Origin of the sequence: Candidatus Pantoea multigeneris, assembly GCF_011752615.1 — a bacterium.
Taxonomy (GTDB): domain Bacteria; phylum Pseudomonadota; class Gammaproteobacteria; order Enterobacterales; family Enterobacteriaceae; genus Pantoea; species Pantoea multigeneris.
The window spans coordinates 163236-180960 of sequence record NZ_VWXF01000008.1; the positions used below are offsets into that span (position 1 = coordinate 163236).

At 52.7% G+C, this 17725-nt stretch carries 19 protein-coding genes; 3 read left to right on the top strand and 16 right to left on the bottom strand.

Going from position 1 to position 17725, the window contains the following annotated elements; genetic code table 11:
* Positions 1-4: 4 nt before the first annotated feature.
* From F3J40_RS18025 to F3J40_RS18040, 4 genes are all read right to left on the bottom strand, one after another.
* Positions 5-331 (bottom strand): hypothetical protein, encoded by a 327-nt coding sequence (locus F3J40_RS18025; RefSeq protein WP_167016764.1) that lies wholly within the window; start codon positions 329-331, stop codon positions 5-7.
* A 36-nt stretch (positions 332-367) separates the two neighbouring features.
* Positions 368-1687, bottom strand: a complete 1320-nt coding sequence (locus F3J40_RS18030; RefSeq protein ID WP_167016766.1) for an MFS transporter — start codon at positions 1685-1687, stop codon at positions 368-370.
* Positions 1688-1696: 9 nt separating this feature from the next.
* Positions 1697-2494 carry an amidohydrolase family protein gene (locus F3J40_RS18035; protein ID WP_167016768.1) on the bottom strand — a complete coding sequence of 266 codons (798 nt, stop codon included), beginning with the start codon at positions 2492-2494 and terminating at the stop codon, positions 1697-1699.
* 221 nt (positions 2495-2715) lie between these two features.
* Positions 2716-3582 carry a DMT family transporter gene (locus F3J40_RS18040; RefSeq protein ID WP_167016770.1) on the bottom strand — a complete coding sequence of 289 codons (867 nt, stop codon included), beginning with the start codon at positions 3580-3582 and terminating at the stop codon, positions 2716-2718.
* Between the two features lie 717 nt (positions 3583-4299).
* Between F3J40_RS18040 and F3J40_RS18045 the strand changes: the two genes are divergently transcribed.
* Both F3J40_RS18045 and F3J40_RS18050 read left to right on the top strand, forming a co-directional pair.
* Positions 4300-5277, top strand: coding sequence for a DUF1852 domain-containing protein (locus F3J40_RS18045; RefSeq protein WP_167016772.1), 978 nt, complete (start codon positions 4300-4302; stop codon positions 5275-5277).
* A gap of 30 nt (positions 5278-5307) precedes the next feature.
* The gene (locus tag F3J40_RS18050) at positions 5308-6339 is read left to right on the top strand and encodes a methionine synthase (protein WP_017347974.1); all 1032 of its coding nucleotides are present in this window, start codon (positions 5308-5310) and stop codon (positions 6337-6339) included.
* A gap of 143 nt (positions 6340-6482) precedes the next feature.
* Here the strand turns inward: F3J40_RS18050 and F3J40_RS18055 are convergent, their stop codons facing one another.
* The 10 genes from F3J40_RS18055 to proB form a co-directional block, all read right to left on the bottom strand.
* Entirely contained in the window at positions 6483-6860 is a 378-nt protein-coding gene (locus F3J40_RS18055) for a type II toxin-antitoxin system YafO family toxin (RefSeq protein ID WP_205297427.1), read from the bottom strand.
* A 28-nt stretch (positions 6861-6888) separates the two neighbouring features.
* Positions 6889-7182 (bottom strand): type I toxin-antitoxin system antitoxin YafN, encoded by a 294-nt coding sequence (yafN, locus tag F3J40_RS18060; RefSeq protein WP_167016774.1) that lies wholly within the window; start codon positions 7180-7182, stop codon positions 6889-6891.
* A gap of 220 nt (positions 7183-7402) precedes the next feature.
* The gene (locus tag F3J40_RS18065; protein WP_167016776.1) at positions 7403-9154 is read right to left on the bottom strand and encodes a putative phage tail protein; all 1752 of its coding nucleotides are present in this window, start codon (positions 9152-9154) and stop codon (positions 7403-7405) included.
* A 19-nt stretch (positions 9155-9173) separates the two neighbouring features.
* The gene (locus F3J40_RS18070; RefSeq protein ID WP_167016778.1) at positions 9174-9311 is read right to left on the bottom strand and encodes a hypothetical protein; all 138 of its coding nucleotides are present in this window, start codon (positions 9309-9311) and stop codon (positions 9174-9176) included.
* A complete protein-coding gene (locus F3J40_RS18075) occupies positions 9308-9655 on the bottom strand; it encodes a DUF7940 domain-containing protein (protein WP_167016780.1) in 348 nt (115 codons plus the stop codon). Before F3J40_RS18075 ends, F3J40_RS18070 begins: the two co-directional genes overlap by 4 nt.
* Entirely contained in the window at positions 9652-10119 is a 468-nt protein-coding gene (locus F3J40_RS18080) for a lysozyme family protein (protein WP_017347978.1), read from the bottom strand. The genes F3J40_RS18075 and F3J40_RS18080 overlap by 4 nt, the downstream gene beginning before the upstream one ends.
* Before the next feature lie 229 nt (positions 10120-10348).
* A complete protein-coding gene (locus F3J40_RS18085; protein ID WP_167016782.1) occupies positions 10349-10627 on the bottom strand; it encodes a transcriptional antitermination N peptide in 279 nt (92 codons plus the stop codon).
* 407 nt (positions 10628-11034) lie between these two features.
* Positions 11035-11763: a LexA family transcriptional regulator gene (locus tag F3J40_RS18090; RefSeq protein WP_167016784.1), complete on the bottom strand. Its 729-nt coding sequence runs from the start codon at positions 11761-11763 to the stop codon at positions 11035-11037.
* A gap of 357 nt (positions 11764-12120) precedes the next feature.
* Positions 12121-13374: a glutamate-5-semialdehyde dehydrogenase gene (gene proA, locus F3J40_RS18095; protein WP_167016786.1), complete on the bottom strand. Its 1254-nt coding sequence runs from the start codon at positions 13372-13374 to the stop codon at positions 12121-12123.
* 10 nt (positions 13375-13384) lie between these two features.
* Positions 13385-14488: a glutamate 5-kinase gene (gene proB, locus F3J40_RS18100; RefSeq protein WP_167016788.1), complete on the bottom strand. Its 1104-nt coding sequence runs from the start codon at positions 14486-14488 to the stop codon at positions 13385-13387.
* A 247-nt stretch (positions 14489-14735) separates the two neighbouring features.
* Here proB and ompC point away from each other — a divergent pair, with 247 nt between their 5' ends.
* The gene (gene ompC / locus F3J40_RS18105) at positions 14736-15848 is read left to right on the top strand and encodes a porin OmpC (protein ID WP_167016790.1); all 1113 of its coding nucleotides are present in this window, start codon (positions 14736-14738) and stop codon (positions 15846-15848) included.
* Positions 15849-16005: 157 nt separating this feature from the next.
* Here ompC and crl read toward each other — a convergent pair whose 3' ends face one another.
* Both crl and frsA read right to left on the bottom strand, forming a co-directional pair.
* Complete coding sequence (gene crl / locus F3J40_RS18110) at positions 16006-16407, bottom strand: sigma factor-binding protein Crl (RefSeq protein ID WP_167016792.1); 402 nt, start codon at positions 16405-16407, stop codon at positions 16006-16008.
* Positions 16408-16464: 57 nt separating this feature from the next.
* Complete coding sequence (frsA, locus tag F3J40_RS18115; protein WP_167016794.1) at positions 16465-17712, bottom strand: esterase FrsA; 1248 nt, start codon at positions 17710-17712, stop codon at positions 16465-16467.
* Positions 17713-17725: the final 13 nt, after the last annotated feature.

Genomic DNA, 17725 nt, shown 5'->3' on the forward strand with positions numbered 1-17725 from the left:
CCGCTTAGCGGCTCTGGCGGTAGCGCTGCCAGAGCCAGCCTGACCAGGCCACCAGCCAGAGCAGCAGTAACCCCGCCCCTAGCGGCAGCGTAGCGATCATCAACCAACCCATCACATTCATAAAGCTGAGCCACTCCCCCACATCCCTCCCCGCAATGATGCAGGGATAAACGCCTGCTTCATCCACATGACAGCCAGCAGCACGGGCAATCATCCCGCCAATCACCACGGAGATAACCGGAAACAGTCCCAGTAGCAGAATGCTCAGTAACGAAACCAGCCAAAAGCGCCAGCGACGTGTCGCCCAGTGGCTGAATAAGATCCCACGCATCACACTCTCCTCTTTTCCCTCAGAGAGTAGCACCCCTCAGGGGAGTTGTGATGCCGTTTGCGGCTGTGGACGGCGTGGATTGAGCATCCGCCACAGGCAAAGGCCACAGAGCGCGGCGATGAGCAGGAACAGCGCAAGGAAGGCCAGGCCGTAGCTGAACGATCCGCTGAGTTGTTTGATCACCCCAACACTGTAAGGTCCGAACAACCCGGCGAAATTGGCAAAACAGTTGATGAAAGCGATAGCACCCGCCGCCGCCGCTCCACGCAGGAACAGCGGCGGAATGGACCACAATGCGGTACGCGCCACGTTGACGCCCACCATCGCTACCGTGATAAACACCATCTCCCACGGGAACTGGTGGGCAAACGTGGACGCAAGAAAGCCCGCCGCCGCAACCAGTGAAAACAGCGCCAGACTCAAGGCATAGCTCTGCCTGCGATCCATCATGCGGGCAAAGGAGAACATCACCAGCGCAGAGCAGAGATAGGGCAACGTTGAAACCATGCCGGTTTGTAGATTACTTAGCCCAGCCTCTTTGATCATCAGCGGTAGCCACATACCAATGCCGGTAATGCCCACGGAAATCGCGAACAGCGCCAAAGACAGGACCAGCACGCGCTTGTCGCGTATCGCACTGGAAAATTTATGCACGCCCTGCTGCTGAGAAGGTGCATTAAGCGCCTCCTTCATCACCTGTTTCTCCTGTTCACTGAGCCAACGCGCCTGATCCGGCGAATCAGTCAGCACAAACAGCGCTACGATGCCAATCACCGCAGCCGGTAACCCCTCGACGATAAAAATAAGCTGCCAGTCCGCCAGCCCCCATGCGCCGCCGAGACTGAGCAGGTAGCCGGAAATCAGACCGCCCACCACAGACGAAAGTGGAATGCCGAGTGTAAACAGCGCCAGAATGCGGGCACGCCACGCGGGGGGAAACCAACAGGTTAGATAAAAAGCGACACCGGGAAAGAACCCCGCTTCGGCAATACCGAGCAAAAAGCGCAGGGTATAGAAAGAGTGCGCACCGGTAACAAATGCCGTGGCAGCGGAGATCAGTCCCCAGGTAATCATGATGCGCGAGAGCCAGATACGCGCGCCAAATTTATTTAATGCAAGGTTGCTGGGAATTTCGCAGAGGGCATACGTAATAAAGAAAATACCGGAGCCAAAACCAAACTGCGCTGGCGTAATACCCAGTGCGCTATTCATTGAGAGAGCAGCAAAACCAATATTCACCCGATCGAGATAACTAAAAATATAAGCCAGCACTAATAACGGAATCATCCGTAGAGAAGCTTTGCGTACTGCACGGTGTAAAATAATCGCTTTTTCATGGTCTGGAATGGTGAGCATGTTCTTCCCCTAACGAAAATAGAGTTGCTGCGGATTATTCACCAGTACTTGCGCTAGCTGCTGGGGCGTTGCGGCCCAGTCAAATAGCGGGGCAAGATTGTCACGCTCATTGATCGGCGTGCGCGAGGTGGGATGCGGCCAGTCGCTGCCCCACAACAAACGATCCTCGCGTTCATCCAGCAAACAGTGGGCAAACGCGTTAATATCCGCCGTGCTGGCAGGCTGGCCGAGGTACAGACCGCTGAGTTTGATCCACCACAGCCCTGAGCGTAGTTTTTTCCGTATCGCCGCCACATAGCGGCTGCTCTGCCAGCCGGAAAAATCCACGCGACCAAAGTGATCCAGCACCACCTCGCAAGGCAGACTTTCCAGCAGCGGCGCGGCTTCAGCGTAGTGTTTCGGTGTCAGATGCAGGTTGATATGCCAGCCGAACTCCGCCAGCAATCCCGCGTTAGCCGCCATGTGTTGCAGCACCTCAGGCGCCGATCGCACCAGGTTATAGCGCAACCCCGTGATGCCTTGCGCACTGAGTTGCACCAGCTGATGTCGGCTTACCCGTCCGTCCAGCACTGCCACCCCCCGCGCCTGATGACGATGGCACGCCAGCGCATCAAGAATGATTTGGTTGTTATCCTGGTAAGTGGAAGGCAATACCAGAATGTGGCGGCGAAATCCGAGTGGCTGAAACTGCTGTTGATATTCGGCCAGGGAAGCATTTGCTGTATTAAGCGCAGGATTATTAACGGATTGATAGCGGTCATCATAAATATGCATATGACAGTCGCAGGCATTAAAGGGTATTTGCATCTTCTGTCCCTTCTGATATTAAGCGATAGCAGGCCTTTCCCTTAGTGACGGGAATATTTATCGGTGATAGTAAGAAGAGAGTGGCGCGTGGCTGAGATTTTCACAATACAGATATTACGGGTTATGTGACCCGCCTTACGCACAGCGGGTTATTAATTCATCACCTTGAGTTATCATTTAACGTAAAAAAGGGAGCCAAAGCTCCCTTCTCCTTGTGGCACTTAGGCTATTTTACGCGGCGCTTTAAACACCAATACAATGCCGGCGATAATTGCCGCCATTCCCATGACGCCTGACCAGGGTAAAGCATTGCCGAGCAGCAGATAATCCAGCAGCGCAGTAATCACCGGCACCAGATAAAACAGGCTGGTAACGTTGACGATATTTCCGCTGTTCAGCAGGCGGTAAAGCAGCAGTTGAGCCACGACGGAGATCAACACCCCAAGGAATAACACCGCCACCGCGAACTGCCAGTTGATCACCAGTTGAAATTCTCCGAGCGGAGCCAGCAGCACGCACAACAGCAGGCTGACGCCATACTGCAAAGGCAACACATCTGCCGGTTGTTGATGAATTTTCTTCTGCATGATAGCGCCGTAGGTCATAAAGCCCAGCGCGGCCAGCGCGAACACAATCCCCGAGGCTGCCACATGAGCGGCGGAGATACTGCGCCACACCAGCAGAATCAATCCCGCCAGAGCAACCAGAAGCCCTACCAGACGCAGCCCCTGCATGCGCCGTTCAACCAGACATAGCGTCAGAATCGGTTGAATGCCCATAATGGTGGCAATCAGTCCTGGCGTAACACCTCGTGCCATTGCCTCGAAGTAGCACACCGCATACCCGCCGATCATCATTAAGCCGCTGCCCATCACCTGCCCGCGCGTGCCTGGTTGTGGTAATACACGCCCACGAATCACGGCCACCAGCAGCAACGCCACCAGTGCGATAGCAAAACGGCAGATCAACAATGCCAGAGGAGAGGCATTATCCAGCCCCAGTCGGGTGAAAATGGCGGCACTGCCCCACAGTAATACAAAGCCCGAAGTCGCGCTCTGTGCGGCAAGGGTACTTTTATTCAAGCTCATGAAAAAACTCCAGATTTCTGCATCTGATTATTTTTGGCGTAAGCATACCGTTGCGCGTTTGCACAGCAAACTTACGCGGTTAAAAAAGTGCGGGATTAAACCCCAGCAACCACAGAAGAATCAGGAGGAGGTGGTGGGCAAGTGATGGAGAACAACGCGTGACGCAAAGAGACAACCCGCCACACTGGCGAGCCAGTGAAGTTAAGCGCTTGTGGTTGTGACATCGTTGCGTTCATGGACACGTAGATTCTTAATGAGTGAGTCGTGACGTTAACATGATGTTTCTCAGGCCTCAATGAATTCCTGCTTAGAGGGCTAGCCGTCTGCGTGAAGTTACCTCACCTCTGCCCGCTGAACAGGCCGCAAAAACCGGTTTAGATTGAGATTGAGGTCGGGGTAAAGGCCCGAATGGTGCTGACGGGCGGCGTGATATTGGCGATTACCCCATACTCAAGACGCGACATAAGCACATGAATTAACTGAATAAAAACAAAAAAACGTCGATACCAACTCGTCACGGTGCAAGAGCACAAAATCGATCATGAAGATGGCTCATGATGGTTTGAATTTATATCACTTTTCCTCACTCAAGCAGTCTGGCATAAAGTAAGCATTGTGATTGACCACGGTCAATGAAGATTACTCAATGATGTGAACCTCCTCCTGGTTAAACAAGAGAATCGCGGTTTACCTCAGAAATCAGGAAGCCAGATTAAAATGAGCAACGATTTTAAATTCACCATCAAATACACTTCTTTCGATGAGAATTATAATCCATCAGAGAACACGCGCATTACCACCAACTTCGCTAACCTGGCACGTGGTGAGAGCCGTCAGGCAAACCTGCGCAATACCGTAGTGATGATGAATAATCGTTTTAACTCGCTGGCGCAGCAGGATAATCCGAAAGCAGACCGCTACGCGGTTGAGCTAGATATCGTCTCGGTTGAGCTGGATATCGAAGGGAATGGCGAGACCTTCCCGGTGATTGAAATCCTGAAAACCAATATTGTTGACCGCAAAACCAATCAGCGTCATGAAGGCATTGTGGGAAATAACTTCTCTTCCTACGTGCGTGATTACGACTTCAGCGTGCTGCTGTTAGAAAGCAACAAAGATAAAGCCGAATTCAGCCTGCCAGATAACTTTGGCACCCTGCATGGCAACATCTTTAAATCTTTCGTTAATTCAGAGGCGTTCAAAACCAGCTTTAAGAAAGCCCCGGTTATCTGCCTGAGCGTTTCCAGCAAAAATGTCTATCAGCGTACCGGTTACCAGCACCCGGTGTTGGGCTATGAGTACAAGCAAGACGCGGACTCCCTGACTGACGTTTACTTCGGCAAAATGGGATTACAGGCGCGCTTCTTCATGCCTGCCAACAGCGCAGCACCTCTGGCCTTCTATTTTGCAGGTGACCTGCTGAATGATTACACCGATCTTGAGCTGATCGCCACTATCAGTACCATGGAGACATTCCAGAAGATCTACCGTCCGGAGATTTATAACGCTAACTCTGCGGCCGGACAGTGGTATCAGCCAAGCCTGAATTACCAGGACTACTCCTTAACACGTATTGTTTATGATCGAGAAGAACGTAGCCGTTTAGCGGTTGAACAGGGTAAGTTCACTGAAGAGAACTTCATCAAACCAAACCAAACTGTTCTTGAGCAATGGTCTGCAAGCTACGCTCTTTGATTAACCAAACTCACAAGGTGTCATCTATTTATGAAAATTTTGTTACCGACGTCGACCGCAGGCAGCTTGCCTAAACCTTCCTGGCTGGCGCAGCCGGAGAAACTTTGGTCGCCATGGAAATTGCAGAATGAAGAGTTAGTTGAAGGGAAACAGGATGCTCTGCTGGTGTCACTGCAGGATCAGCAGCAGGCCGGTATCGATATCGTCAGCGATGGTGAGCAAACGCGTCAGCACTTCGTGACCACCTTTATCGAACACCTGAGCGGCGTTGATTTCGAGAAGCGTGAAGTGGTTAAAATCCGCGATCGCTACGATGCGAGCGTCCCGACAGTAGTAGGTCCAGTAGCGCGTCAGAAGCCGGTGTTTGTGGAAGATGCTAAATTCCTGCGTAAACAGACCAAGCAGCCAATTAAATGGGCGTTGCCTGGCCCGATGACCATGATCGACACGCTGTATGATGCCCACTACAAAAGCCGTGAAAAGCTGGCGTGGGAATTCGCGAAGATCCTGAACCAGGAAGCGAAAGAGCTGGAAGCAGCAGGCGTGGATATTATCCAGTTTGATGAGCCGGCATTTAACGTGTTCTTCGACGAAGTGAATGAGTGGGGTATTGCCACTTTAGAGCGCGCGATTGAAGGCCTGAAGTGTGAAACTGCGGTACACATCTGCTACGGCTACGGCATCAAAGCCAATACCGACTGGAAGCAGACGCTGGGTTCAGAGTGGAGACAGTACGAGGAAGCCTTCCCGAAACTGCAAACCTCTAACATCGATATCATCTCACTGGAGTGCCATAACTCCCGCGTTCCAATGGATCTGCTGGAACTGATTCGCGGCAAGAAAGTGATGGTGGGCGCTATCGACGTGGCAAATCACGCTATCGAAACGCCAGAAGAAGTGGCCGATACCTTACGTAAAGCCCTGCAGTTCGTTGATGCGGATAAACTCTATCCTTCAACCAACTGTGGTATGGCCCCGCTGCCGCGTCACGTGGCTCGCGGCAAACTGCACGCGTTAAGCGCAGGTGCAGAAATCATTCGTAAGGAACTGCTGGCGAAGTAATTTTCGCAGCACTCCACACGACGAAAACCGGGTTAAGCTTGCGCTTAACCCGGTTTTTTTATGCACAAAAGAAGCAGAAGACATCAATTCGTTCACTCGAATACTGGCCTACAGGCGCGCTACTTTGATTCTATGTCAGGAGGTTAATACTTCATTCGGAAAGCTTCGGCCATCATGCCAATCTTATGCATATGGTTATTATTACGTGCCAGCTTATGTGCTTCCGGCCTCAAAATGATAATCAATAAAAAGGCTTTGGGATCCATCACACCCTGGCAGTAAACCAAATGCGCCTGGTCACTGGTTCGTTTGAACTGACGAAGAAACTTCGGAAAAGGTGCATTTGAATTAGCAAGGTGAATATGAGCCACCTGCTCCTCTTTGACCAGGGGGTAGGTACGATCATCATCGTAAGGTGCATCACGGCCAAAAATATCGGGTAAGACGCCTTCTTTTTTATACGACAGAAAATCTGCTGCCAAATCATCCAGCTCTTGCTGAGTGAGCTGCTGACGGATCAGATCAGATCAGATTTAAAAATTCGTATGCTCACTCTGAGAACCCGGTGAGGTCAGAATCCGAAGCATTTTGCAGGAGTGTGAGCCCATTATCTGCAATATCACTCAAACGCTCAGATGTGGGTCTGAAACGCGCAGTGGTATGAACCCGACCCTGCTTCTCTTCTAACAGATCAATGAGCTCTTCAAATACCTTCGCACTCACCATATAACCAGCAGGGCGGTTATTTGATAAGACTGCGACAGGCTCATCAATGAAAAACTTGGCAGGATTTTTTCTTAACTCGGTGATGTTAATCGCTTTTTCTGCAAGGATACGTTCCATAACCCACCTTTTTAACATTTAATTTAGCACATAAAAACATACACTAAAGCGTACATTAAATGTTGCACTTATCAAGTGATAAAAATGACGATCAGGATAAAAAAAACGCCATCCCTGGCATATTCGATGAGGTCCTGGTAGAGGTTTTATTGGCGTTTCCCCTGAACCCTCGAAAACAGGCAATGCCTACATAAACAACAACGTTAGCGCACGCTCTACATCAATCGTAATAGGGCACCTTGTGATCTACACCGTTGATATTGACCAGCACAAAACCGGTGGGTGTGGTTTTGTCGGTGGGCGTACCCACGGCGCTGGCCAGGGTCAGAACGCCCTTCTCATTTGCCCCGATCCCCGCCAGACCATTGTGCATACCAAACCGGGCGGCCGGTTTCAGGCTACCGAGTTTAGTGGTGTCACTGACTACCGAGAAATCGGGCTGGAACAGCGAGCACGAACCCGCATCAAAACGCGTTGGACCGGTATTACGCAGCGTGAACATGGTGTCGCCACTGTTGGCCGCCAGTTTCACCCACACCACCGCATAGGTAGTGCCGACCCGGCTGTAGCGGATATCTTGCACCGCAGGTGAACCCATGTGGCAGGCATCCGCCCAGACGGTGTCCAGCCGTTGCAGGTTAATCCAGGTTTTACCGGTACCGGTCATATTCACCGGACTGCCTGCGGTGGTGGATGGCGTGGTGGTGGCATCCGCCTTACTGATCATCTCCATCACCCACTGCTGGTTTGGATTCGGGAAAAAGAACTGCCCGACGCGATACCAGTTATCCGTGGTGGTGTTATTGGTGATTTTATAGCCGCTGTAGTAGCCCGCAAACAGAGAGCCCGTGATGATGGTGCCGTGGTTCTCTTCACGACGATAACCATATTCAAAGGTGGAGAGCCATTTACCGGAAGCCAGGCTGGTATTGATGGTGGCACCCGCCTGTAAGCCAATCTGGCGCATAATGACGCGCGCATTGGTGAGGTCAAAGGCGTTGTCACAATCTTCGATATTCAGGGTATCAATGGTCCAGCCACCGTCCGCCAGGGTACCTGGATTGATGGTGTGCTCAATCCAGACGTTACGAATGATCCCCTGCGTGACACGCGGCATATACAGGGTGTAATCGCCATATCCGGTCTGGAAATTGGCATTACACAACTCGACCGCCGTTGAGTGATCCCAGTTACCGGCCACCGTATTGGACCAGCCAATATCAAAGATGCGCGAATAGGTATAGAGGGTATAAATCTGGTTGAATTTACTGTCGAGGGTGTCCAACAGCTTAATCACCGTCCCGCCGGTGTAGGAGGCGCGGAAACAGTCGATATTCACAGTTTCCCCCCCGACCGTGGTGTTCTCGAAAAAGGGCTGCACATTACTGCACATCTCTGCGGTGATGGTGCCGGTATTGGTGGTGGTATCCGCCGTACACTGCCCATTCCACGCGATCCCTTTGATGTGGGTTCTGCGCGCTTTTACCTTGAATACGGTACTGCTGGTTTTATCGGAGATGATGGTGGTTCGCGGTAAAGAACCCAGTTCCAGGTCATCGCCAATCAAACCAAAAAACGCCACTTCGGTGCCGCTGATATCGATGGGTTTAATCAGAAATTTACCGCCAGGGAAACGGACCGGCAGGTCTTTACAGCTCGCATTCCAGCCTTGCGTCCAGGTCAGCATGCGTTTGAAGGCATCGGTGTCATCCGTGGTGCCATCCCCTTTCGCGCCAAAGTGCAAAATATTCACTTCAGTCGGATCGTTAATGGTGCGCTTCCAGTAAAAGCCGCTGCCCACCGCTAATGTGCCGCCATCATCCGTTGACGTGGTCGTGCCGATGAAACCGACAAACGTACCGCCGCCGCGAAAAGTGGAATCCTTGTCGTAATAACGATTAAGTTTTGCAACAACACCAGATGCTGAAGGTGTAGTGGTACGTAATTCCGCAAATGAATTCACTTCAATCATCGTATCCTCCTCAGGATCGTTATAAAACAGCAAAAGCATTCAGGGTATGGCTGATAAGCCGAATCATGTTTTCAACTACGGGCAGTGCGCCTTGCAGTGCGCCACTGGAAACCAGCCAGCCCCAACGGCTGCCAGCCAGTGAAGTCAGCAGCGTCATGGTTTCTCTTCCGGGGGAACAGGCTTGCCGAGCTGGAGATTTTTTTGTCGCACGAACTGGGCAATCACCCCCATCGCGACCATAAAAGCACCGATAAACCCGAGATAGTTGTGCGGCAAAATGGCTTTAACCTCCTCGGGCAGCTGATTCCATGCATCCAGAGCGGAAGAGGGAAAGGATTGCACCCAGGCACTCAGCACCGAGCCTAACGAGGCAAGCCAGACAGACCAGGTGCGAAACAACAGGCGGGCATGTGCAACGAATTGCAGCGTGGTAAAGCGCTGCAGCAGCAGCACCACAATGATGAGTAACAACACGGCAATCAGAAAAAACAGCCATCTCATAGCAGCCCCCGATACACATCCCAGGTTCCGCTGCGGATCACCTCTGCGTGGCGGCGAGCGCGGCCCGGCGTCTGGTGCGCCCACAGGCTGTTGAGCATCGCATTAGCTGCGTCACTAAAATCCGCGCGCGCGACTGCCCCCAACATGTCTTTGAACAGCGAAAGGCCATCGACACCGAGTTGATAAGCCATACTGCACAACACATCGCTTCGTGCGCTGTTGCACTGTTGCAGGGCGAGTGCTATCGCCGGGCGTGCCTGCATCTCCTGCAACTTATTTTCCACAATGCACTGCTTCCAGACGTCCCCCGCCGCACGAGGCACGCGAAAGACGTAGTTACTTAGTGAAGCGCCTTTCGGCCCAATGCGGATACCGCCCGCCACTGTGGGATACCCTTGTGTATCCAGATAAGGTGCTTCGACATAGCCTTCTTCAAAATTCAGTACCGCGATAATTTGGCTCATAGACACTCCTCTTGAGGGCTGGATGCAAAAAGCCCCACTGTTGGGGCTGAGAGATTTATGCCGACTTGATGACAGAGGCGGTTGAGGCAGGGCCGCCGCTGATTGATAATTTTTTCTGCAGGGTTAGCCAGCAAAGCAAAATGCGCTGGTCGATGATGCTAAAGGCAATCTGGAGGATGGGAGCAACAACAGTGCAGCAATACTCCCGCAGAGAAATGCGCCCCGACGCTTAACGCGCGGCGTAGAGATAGATATGGGGTAAACAGCAGTTATCCAGGCTTGCCTGCTCGGTGCTAAGCGCGGCGGGCATCATCACCGCCCGCTCCACGCGACTGCGCACGGGGCGCAGACAGATGCGTTCGGCCTGACGTGGAAGTATGCCGGGGCTCTCAATACCCAGCGCCTGGTCAATGCTCAATTTAAGTCGGCTGACAGGTTTACGTCGGTGGTGTCGACGCGTGCGTGCATTACCTGCGAAAGTGGTTTTGCCATAGTGGATGATCGCCATAACTCCTCCTGTGAATGAGTCTCTGGCGATGGGGTGGCGGGCGCGCTACTCGGCTAACCGAAGCGTCCGGGAGGTGTCGCTTTCCCGAGCGGCGTTTGCAGGATGACACACATCACCCGAGCAAACGCTACCTGGAAAAACCACGGTCACTGGCGACGCTGCAAAATGCGCAATCCACCCCATCCCAGAGGTCACTGATCTCTGTGTGGTGTGCGTTGCGCTTGTGCAGCGCCTGAATTGTTTAAGAGCGGCTCATCCGGTGAGCAATTTGTTGCTGACCTTCAGGATAAAATTATTAACAGGTTCTTATGCTTTATCAAACACCATCAGTTAATTTTTTATTTACCAACAGTTAAATTTATGTTTTTGACCAAGTTATTTTTTCTGCTCGCGCCCACCCAGGACGCTTAACCCAGCAGCTGATATTGCCGCGCCTGGCTCATGATCACCTTCGCCATCACGTTCATGACGTCAATCTCATCCGGGCTGAGATACCAGGTCTCATAGCGTTTGTTGTCAGAAATCACGGCGATTTTCTTATGTTGACGCTGCAGACGTTTGAGATAGATCTGTTCATCCAGGGTGAAAAGATAGATGCCATCACCATCGAAGCGGTGAACGCTGACATCCACAAAGAGCTGATCGCGCGGTGAGAAGGTACCGACCATCGAATCACTGTTAATCGCTATCAGGCGGATGTGCTCCGCCGAGCGGCCATTAAACAATACCCGAGCCTCATCCATACCGAACTCAATGGCCTGAATCGTTTCAATAAAGTCGTCATAGAGCGGGAGACCGGCGGCGGTTTTTTGCCCGATATCCAGACTCTCAATGCGAAAAACCTCAGGATGTAGCGAGCTACGGTGCCGTTTTGTGTCCGGCGACTGCACCATGCCGTACTGTAGCCACTCCACCCGCACGCCTAATAGTTCGCTTAACGCCAGCAGGTTACGTCCATCAGGAATCGACTGGCCGTTAAACCACTTCCACACCGCTGGCGTAGAGATTTTTCCCCCCTGGGCCTGTATCGCCCGTGCAACCTGTTTGTTTCTTCCGTGACCGACAATCCCCGCACTTTCGCAGGCGGCAATCAGTCTGGCAGTAAAATCTTGTCTGGTACGCTCGTTTTTAACCATTAGTTAATAATCTGCCATTAGGAAAAGACTGAATGTTATTTTGATTATTGCTACCAGTTCATTTTATATTACCGCTTGTTTTCCACCCAACCGCTTTTGTGAAGCAGCGCTAATTGTCATTATCCTCGTTCTTAGCGTGGAGACCAGAGACGCAGGCTGGCCTGCTGGAAAAGGGTCTACTTTCAGGGAGTTTCGGGGGAAACAGGGGGCACAAATGTCAGATTTTCGCTACAACACGTAAACCCGGCTCATCACAGCTCCGCGCTTAAAAAACCAACTCCATCTGACCTTGGCACTAAATCCCCAGGCAAAAAAAAAGTGCCACTCAGGGCACTTTTCGTGTTTTACCGCGGGAAATCAGGCGCGCAAGGTGTCGTCGCCCCAGGCAATCCATTTGTACGTCGTCAGGGCTTCGAGTCCCATTGGGCCACGCGCATGCAGTTTTTGTGTGCTCACCGCCACTTCAGCCCCCAGTCCAAACTGGCCACCATCGGTGAAGCGGGTACTGGCGTTGACATACACCGCTGAAGAGTCAACTTTGTTGACGAAGCGGGTCGCATTCTTCGTGCTGCGCGTCAGGATAGCATCGGAGTGCTGCGTGCCATGCGTGCGGATGTGGTCTACCGCCTCATCCAACGACGCCACCAGACGCACGTTGAGATCCAGCGCCAGCCACTCATCATCGTAGTCCCCGTCCTGCAACGGCGTAACGGTCGCCGGGCTGCCTTGCAAACGGTCTATGATATTGGCATCTGCATGCAGCGGAATGCCTTCTTGCGCCATACGCGCCGTAAAGGCTGGCAGGAAACGATCGGCAATTTGTTGGTTGATTAACAGTGTTTCCAGTGAGTTACAGGCACTTGGGCGCTGTTTCTTACTGTTTACAATCACTTCAAGCGCCGCTTCCACTTCCATGGTTTCATCAAGATAAATATGACAAACGCCGATACCGCCAGTGATCACCGGGATCGTAGAGTTTTCACGACACAGCTTGTGCAGACCTGCGCCACCACGAGGGATCAGCATGTCGACGTAGCGATCGAGCTTCAGCAACTGATTAACCAGTTCACGATCGGGATTTTCAATCGCCTGAACCGCCGCGGCTGGCAGGTTGTGTAACTTCAGGGCATTCTGGATCACGCGTACCGTCGCGGCATTGGTGCGCCAGGTCTCTTTACCACCGCGCAGAATCGCCGCATTGCCGGTTTTCAGGCACAGAGAGGCCACGTCCACGGTGACATTAGGGCGCGCTTCATAAATCACGCCAATCACGCCTAAGGGTACACGGCGACGTTCAATACGCAGTCCGCTATCCAGCACACCGCCATCCATCAGTTGCCCTACCGGATCGGCCAACTGACACACTTTACGCACATCGCTGGCAATAGCGCTCAGGCGCTGCGGGTTCAGCGTCAGGCGGTCGAGCAGCGCAGCGCTCATTCCGTTCTGACGAGCATCGGCCAGATCCAGTTCATTAGCCGCGAGAATGGCATCACTCTCCGCTTCCAGTCGGTCTGCAATGGTGAGTAACACCTGGTTTTTTTCTGCGGTGCTGAGCTCCGCTAGCGTATACGCTGCGGCACGTGCCGCTTTACCCATTTCTTCAAGCATTGACTGTTCCTTAACTGACGATCATGTCGTCGCGATGGACCGCAACCGGACCGTACTCATAACCGAGAATTTCACTGATCTGCTGGCTGTGATGGCTGGCAATCATGCGCAGGGCATCGCTGTTATAACGCGAAACCCCGTGAGCAATGTCGCGTCCGCTCAGGCTGCGGATCCGGATCACTTCCCCGCGTGAGAAGTTACCCGTGACATCACGAATGCCTTTCGGTAACAGCGAGCTACCGCGTTCAAGAATGGCCGCCAGTGCGCCATCATCCACGGTGATTTCACCCGCCGGTGGCGCACCAAAGATCCAGCGTTTGCGGTTCTCCAGTGGGGTCTGCTGTGCGTGGAACAGGGTTCCCACTGGGTTCCCCGCAATCACATCCACCACCACACCCGCACGGCTCCCTGCCGCAATAATGGTATCAATGCCTGCGCGGCAAGCCACATCGGCGGCCTGCAACTTGGTAAACATCCCGCCAGTGCCCAGACCTGAAACCGCCCCACCCGCCAATGCGCGCAGGTCATCATCAATGACGTGAACATCGCTAATCAGCTGAGCATCCGGGTTGCTACGCGGATCGGCCGTATACAGCCCTTGTTGATCGGTCAATAACAATAGCTTATCCGCGCCAGCCAACATCGCCGCCAGCGCAGAGAGGTTGTCGTTATCACCCACTTTAATCTCTGCCGTTGCAACGGCGTCGTTTTCGTTGATGACGGGAACAATATGGTTATCCAGCAGCGCGCGCATCATATCGCGCGCATTAAGAAAGCGTTCACGATCTTCCAGGTCCGCGCGGGTTAACAACATCTGCCCGACATGAATGCCATAAATCGAGAACAGCTGCTCCCACAGCTGGATCAAACGGCTCTGCCCCACCGCAGCCAGCAGCTGCTTTGAGGCGATGGTAGGTGGCAGTTCGGGGTAGCCGAGGTGTTCGCGCCCGGCGGCAATCGCGCCAGAGGTGACGATAACAATGCGGTGTCCCGCTGCATGTTGCTGCGCACACTGGCGCACCAACTCCACCATATGCGCGCGATTGAGCCGACGTGAACCGCCGGTTAGTACGCTGGTACCCAATTTGACCACAAGGGTCTGACTGCCACTCATATTTCCTGCCGTTGTGAAAAAAAATTCTGCGAAGGAACTTTTTATCAGGAGTGAGGCAGGAAGCCAACTCCCATCAGGGTAATAGCACAAATTTCCCCAGACAAATTGCTAGACCAAAAGTTCCGGATTAACAAGAAACGCAGAAAACTGTCATGAAAACTTCATCTGGGACCGGTAAAAAGTGCCCGGTGATTTACAACAATTCTCACTCAGAAACATAATTTACTCATTTGGGATTGATAGCAAAATGAAGAAACGCACACTGGCACTGCTCGTCTCTACACTGGCTCTGGCATCAGGCGCTCACGCTGCTGAAGTCTATAACAAAGACGGCAACAAACTCGATTTCTACGGCAAAGTGAAGGCTGAGCACTACATCAGTGATAGCACCAGCAACAACGGTGACAAATCTTACGTTCGTATCGGTTTCAAAGGACAGACCAAAATTAATGACCTGATGACCGGTTACGGTCAGTGGGAATATCAGTACAACGTAAACAACTCTGAAGGCAGCGATGCCAACAGCGGCAACAAAACCCGTCTGGGCTTTGCCGGTCTGAAATTCAATGAGTACGGTTCTATCGACTACGGCCGTAACTACGGCGTACTGTATGACGTAGAAGCATGGACGGACGTCTTCCCTGAGTTCGGTGGTGACGGTACAGCACGTGCTGATAACTTCATGACACAGCGTACTTCAGGTGTTGCGACTTATCGTAACAACAACTTCTTTGGTCTGGTTGATGGCCTGCGCTTCGCGCTGCAATACCAGGGCAAAAACGGGGCTGACTCAGCGAACTCCCGTACCGATATCACCCGTCAGAACGGTGATGGCTACGGCGCATCTCTGGGCTATACCTTTGCCGATACCGGCATCAGCGTGATGAGTGCCATCACCTCTTCTGACCGTACCAACACGCAGCAGGCTGCTACGTATGGTCACGGTGACAACGCCTCATCATGGGGCGGTGGTATCAAGTATGATGCAAACAGCATCTACCTGGCCGCTATCTATACTGAAACCCGTAACATGACGCCAATCAGCGGAACTAACCGCCTGACCAATACGTCAGTGAGCGGTGCAGCTAACAAAGCACAGAACGTGGAACTGGTTGCACAGTACCAGTTCGACTGGGGTCTGCGTCCGTCACTGGGCTATGTACAGACCAAAGGTAAAGATATCGAGAACGGTATCGGTAACGAAGACCTGGTTAAATATATCGACGTAGGCGCGACCTACTACTTCAACAAAAACATGTCTGCTTTTGTTGATTACAAAATTAACCAGCTGAAAGATGACAACAAGCTCTCTCTGAACACTGACGACGTTGTTGCACTGGGTATGACTTACCAGTTCTGATTTACCGTATTACCCTCAATGTGTCTTGAAGGCCGGTTAAGTCCGGCCTTTTTTAAAGCAGTTGTTCTTTTAGGGGAATATGCGCGAGGGTTAAACCTCAACCTGGAAGGCAAATCTGCTGCGGCCGGTGCTTCACCGGCCTTTTTTATTCTGTCTGTTACGCGCTCAGCTTAACGGGCTGCTCATCAAACCCCTCAGCGGGAATCAGTTTTAAATCCAGCTTTTCCAGCACGTCTTTCAGGCGGGTATGGAAGTTACGCAGCGTCTCCGCCACTTTATCCTGCTGCTCTTTACCTTTAATCGCCGTGGCGCTCCAGTGACCTTCTTTATCATAGGTGCCGAAGGTGTAGACATAAGTAAAGTGGTCTTCCTGCGCTTCCAGCTCCATCCACCAGCCCCAAAACTCACGGGTTTCCGGTGCAGGCTTAACGTTAATGCAGACTGCCAGGCAGTCAAAGAAGAAACGCGTCCCCTCACATTGCCCTTCACGAATATACGGCCCCAGCTCATTAAAACGCTTTAACAAGCGACTACGGGGGTGACCACTGGGTAATGTCATGCGATATCTCCATAAGTTTGACCGTATAAGTTGTAGCAAACTCTGGCATTTCTGCCACTAACGTTTTAGTCGCTGCGCTAACCAGTCGCAGATCTGGTTCAATCCGCGATCAAAACTGGCCATCAGCGGCGATGCCGGGATTTCCAGCACTTTGCCATCGCTGCTGGAACGCGCAATCAGCTGCGCCTCCTCTGGCGGGCTAAACAGATCGTTTTGCCAGTGTGCCGCCAGCATCGGCGTTGGCGTGCGACGCCCTAACAGCCCCTGTGTTTTTAACGAATAGCGGTTTAATTCCGTGTGCAAAGCTTCATCGGTGATCGACGGCATCCCCATTCGGCTGGCGAGCACGTCCAGATACATGTCCGGCAACTGCTGTTGCAACACCGGATTACTCAGCAACTCATGCACCAGTGCGCCAATACAGGCCACTGCGCGCAAGCGCGGGACTTCCAGATAGCCGAGCCGCACGGCAACATTGGCACCAAAGCGATAGCCGAAAGCCGCCACTCGCGTGTGATCAATCCAGGCCACATCAGCCAACTGACGTAACACCTGCTGATGCAGGAAGCTGGTGTCCTGCGTCAGTTTCCATTTCAAAGAAAACCCAACCGACGGCATATCCAGCGTTAACATCGCCATGCCGCGCGGGGCAAGAAAGTCGTGGAACAGGCGATAGTGATCGCTTTGCAACGAGTCCAACCCGGCGCATAACAACACGGTAGGATAAGGTGCCGTCGCCCCGGCGGGCATATGGAGAAAACCGGTAATGGCGCTGCCGCCTTCAATGGGGAAAGTCAGCGCTTTCAGCTCGCCCGGCAGACGACGAGTAGCCTCCTCATAGGCACGGTTTGCCATCACCTGAGCCTGATCGGCCAGCTCATCCCCTTTAATGTAAGGATAAGCCGCGAGGCTATAGCCGTGTGAAGCTTGTAACCACTGCTCGCCGGCCAGTGCGTCATCTTCTGTCGTCAGCGCCTTTTGCTGCCAGCCAGCGGCCTGTTTCGACCACTCATAATTCCAGTTGCCATTACGGTAGCCAATCACGGTGTCCAGCCAATCAGCACGGGTGTGCTCTTCGCGACTGGTGGCTATTCGCGCCAGCACTTCGCTAATCTCCAGCGGCGATACGCCACGCCAGCTCCACAACAGCTTGTTCAGCATACGATACCAGCCGCGCTGGCTCTGGCCTTCCAGGGTGGAAAACACCGCAGGATTAGCGTGGCGCGGACGACGGACCAGGGTGGACGTTTCGGGATGTTTGAAACGCGGTTTGAACAGCTCTTCACTGAGGTTTTTGCCTGACATTGGGACTCTCCAA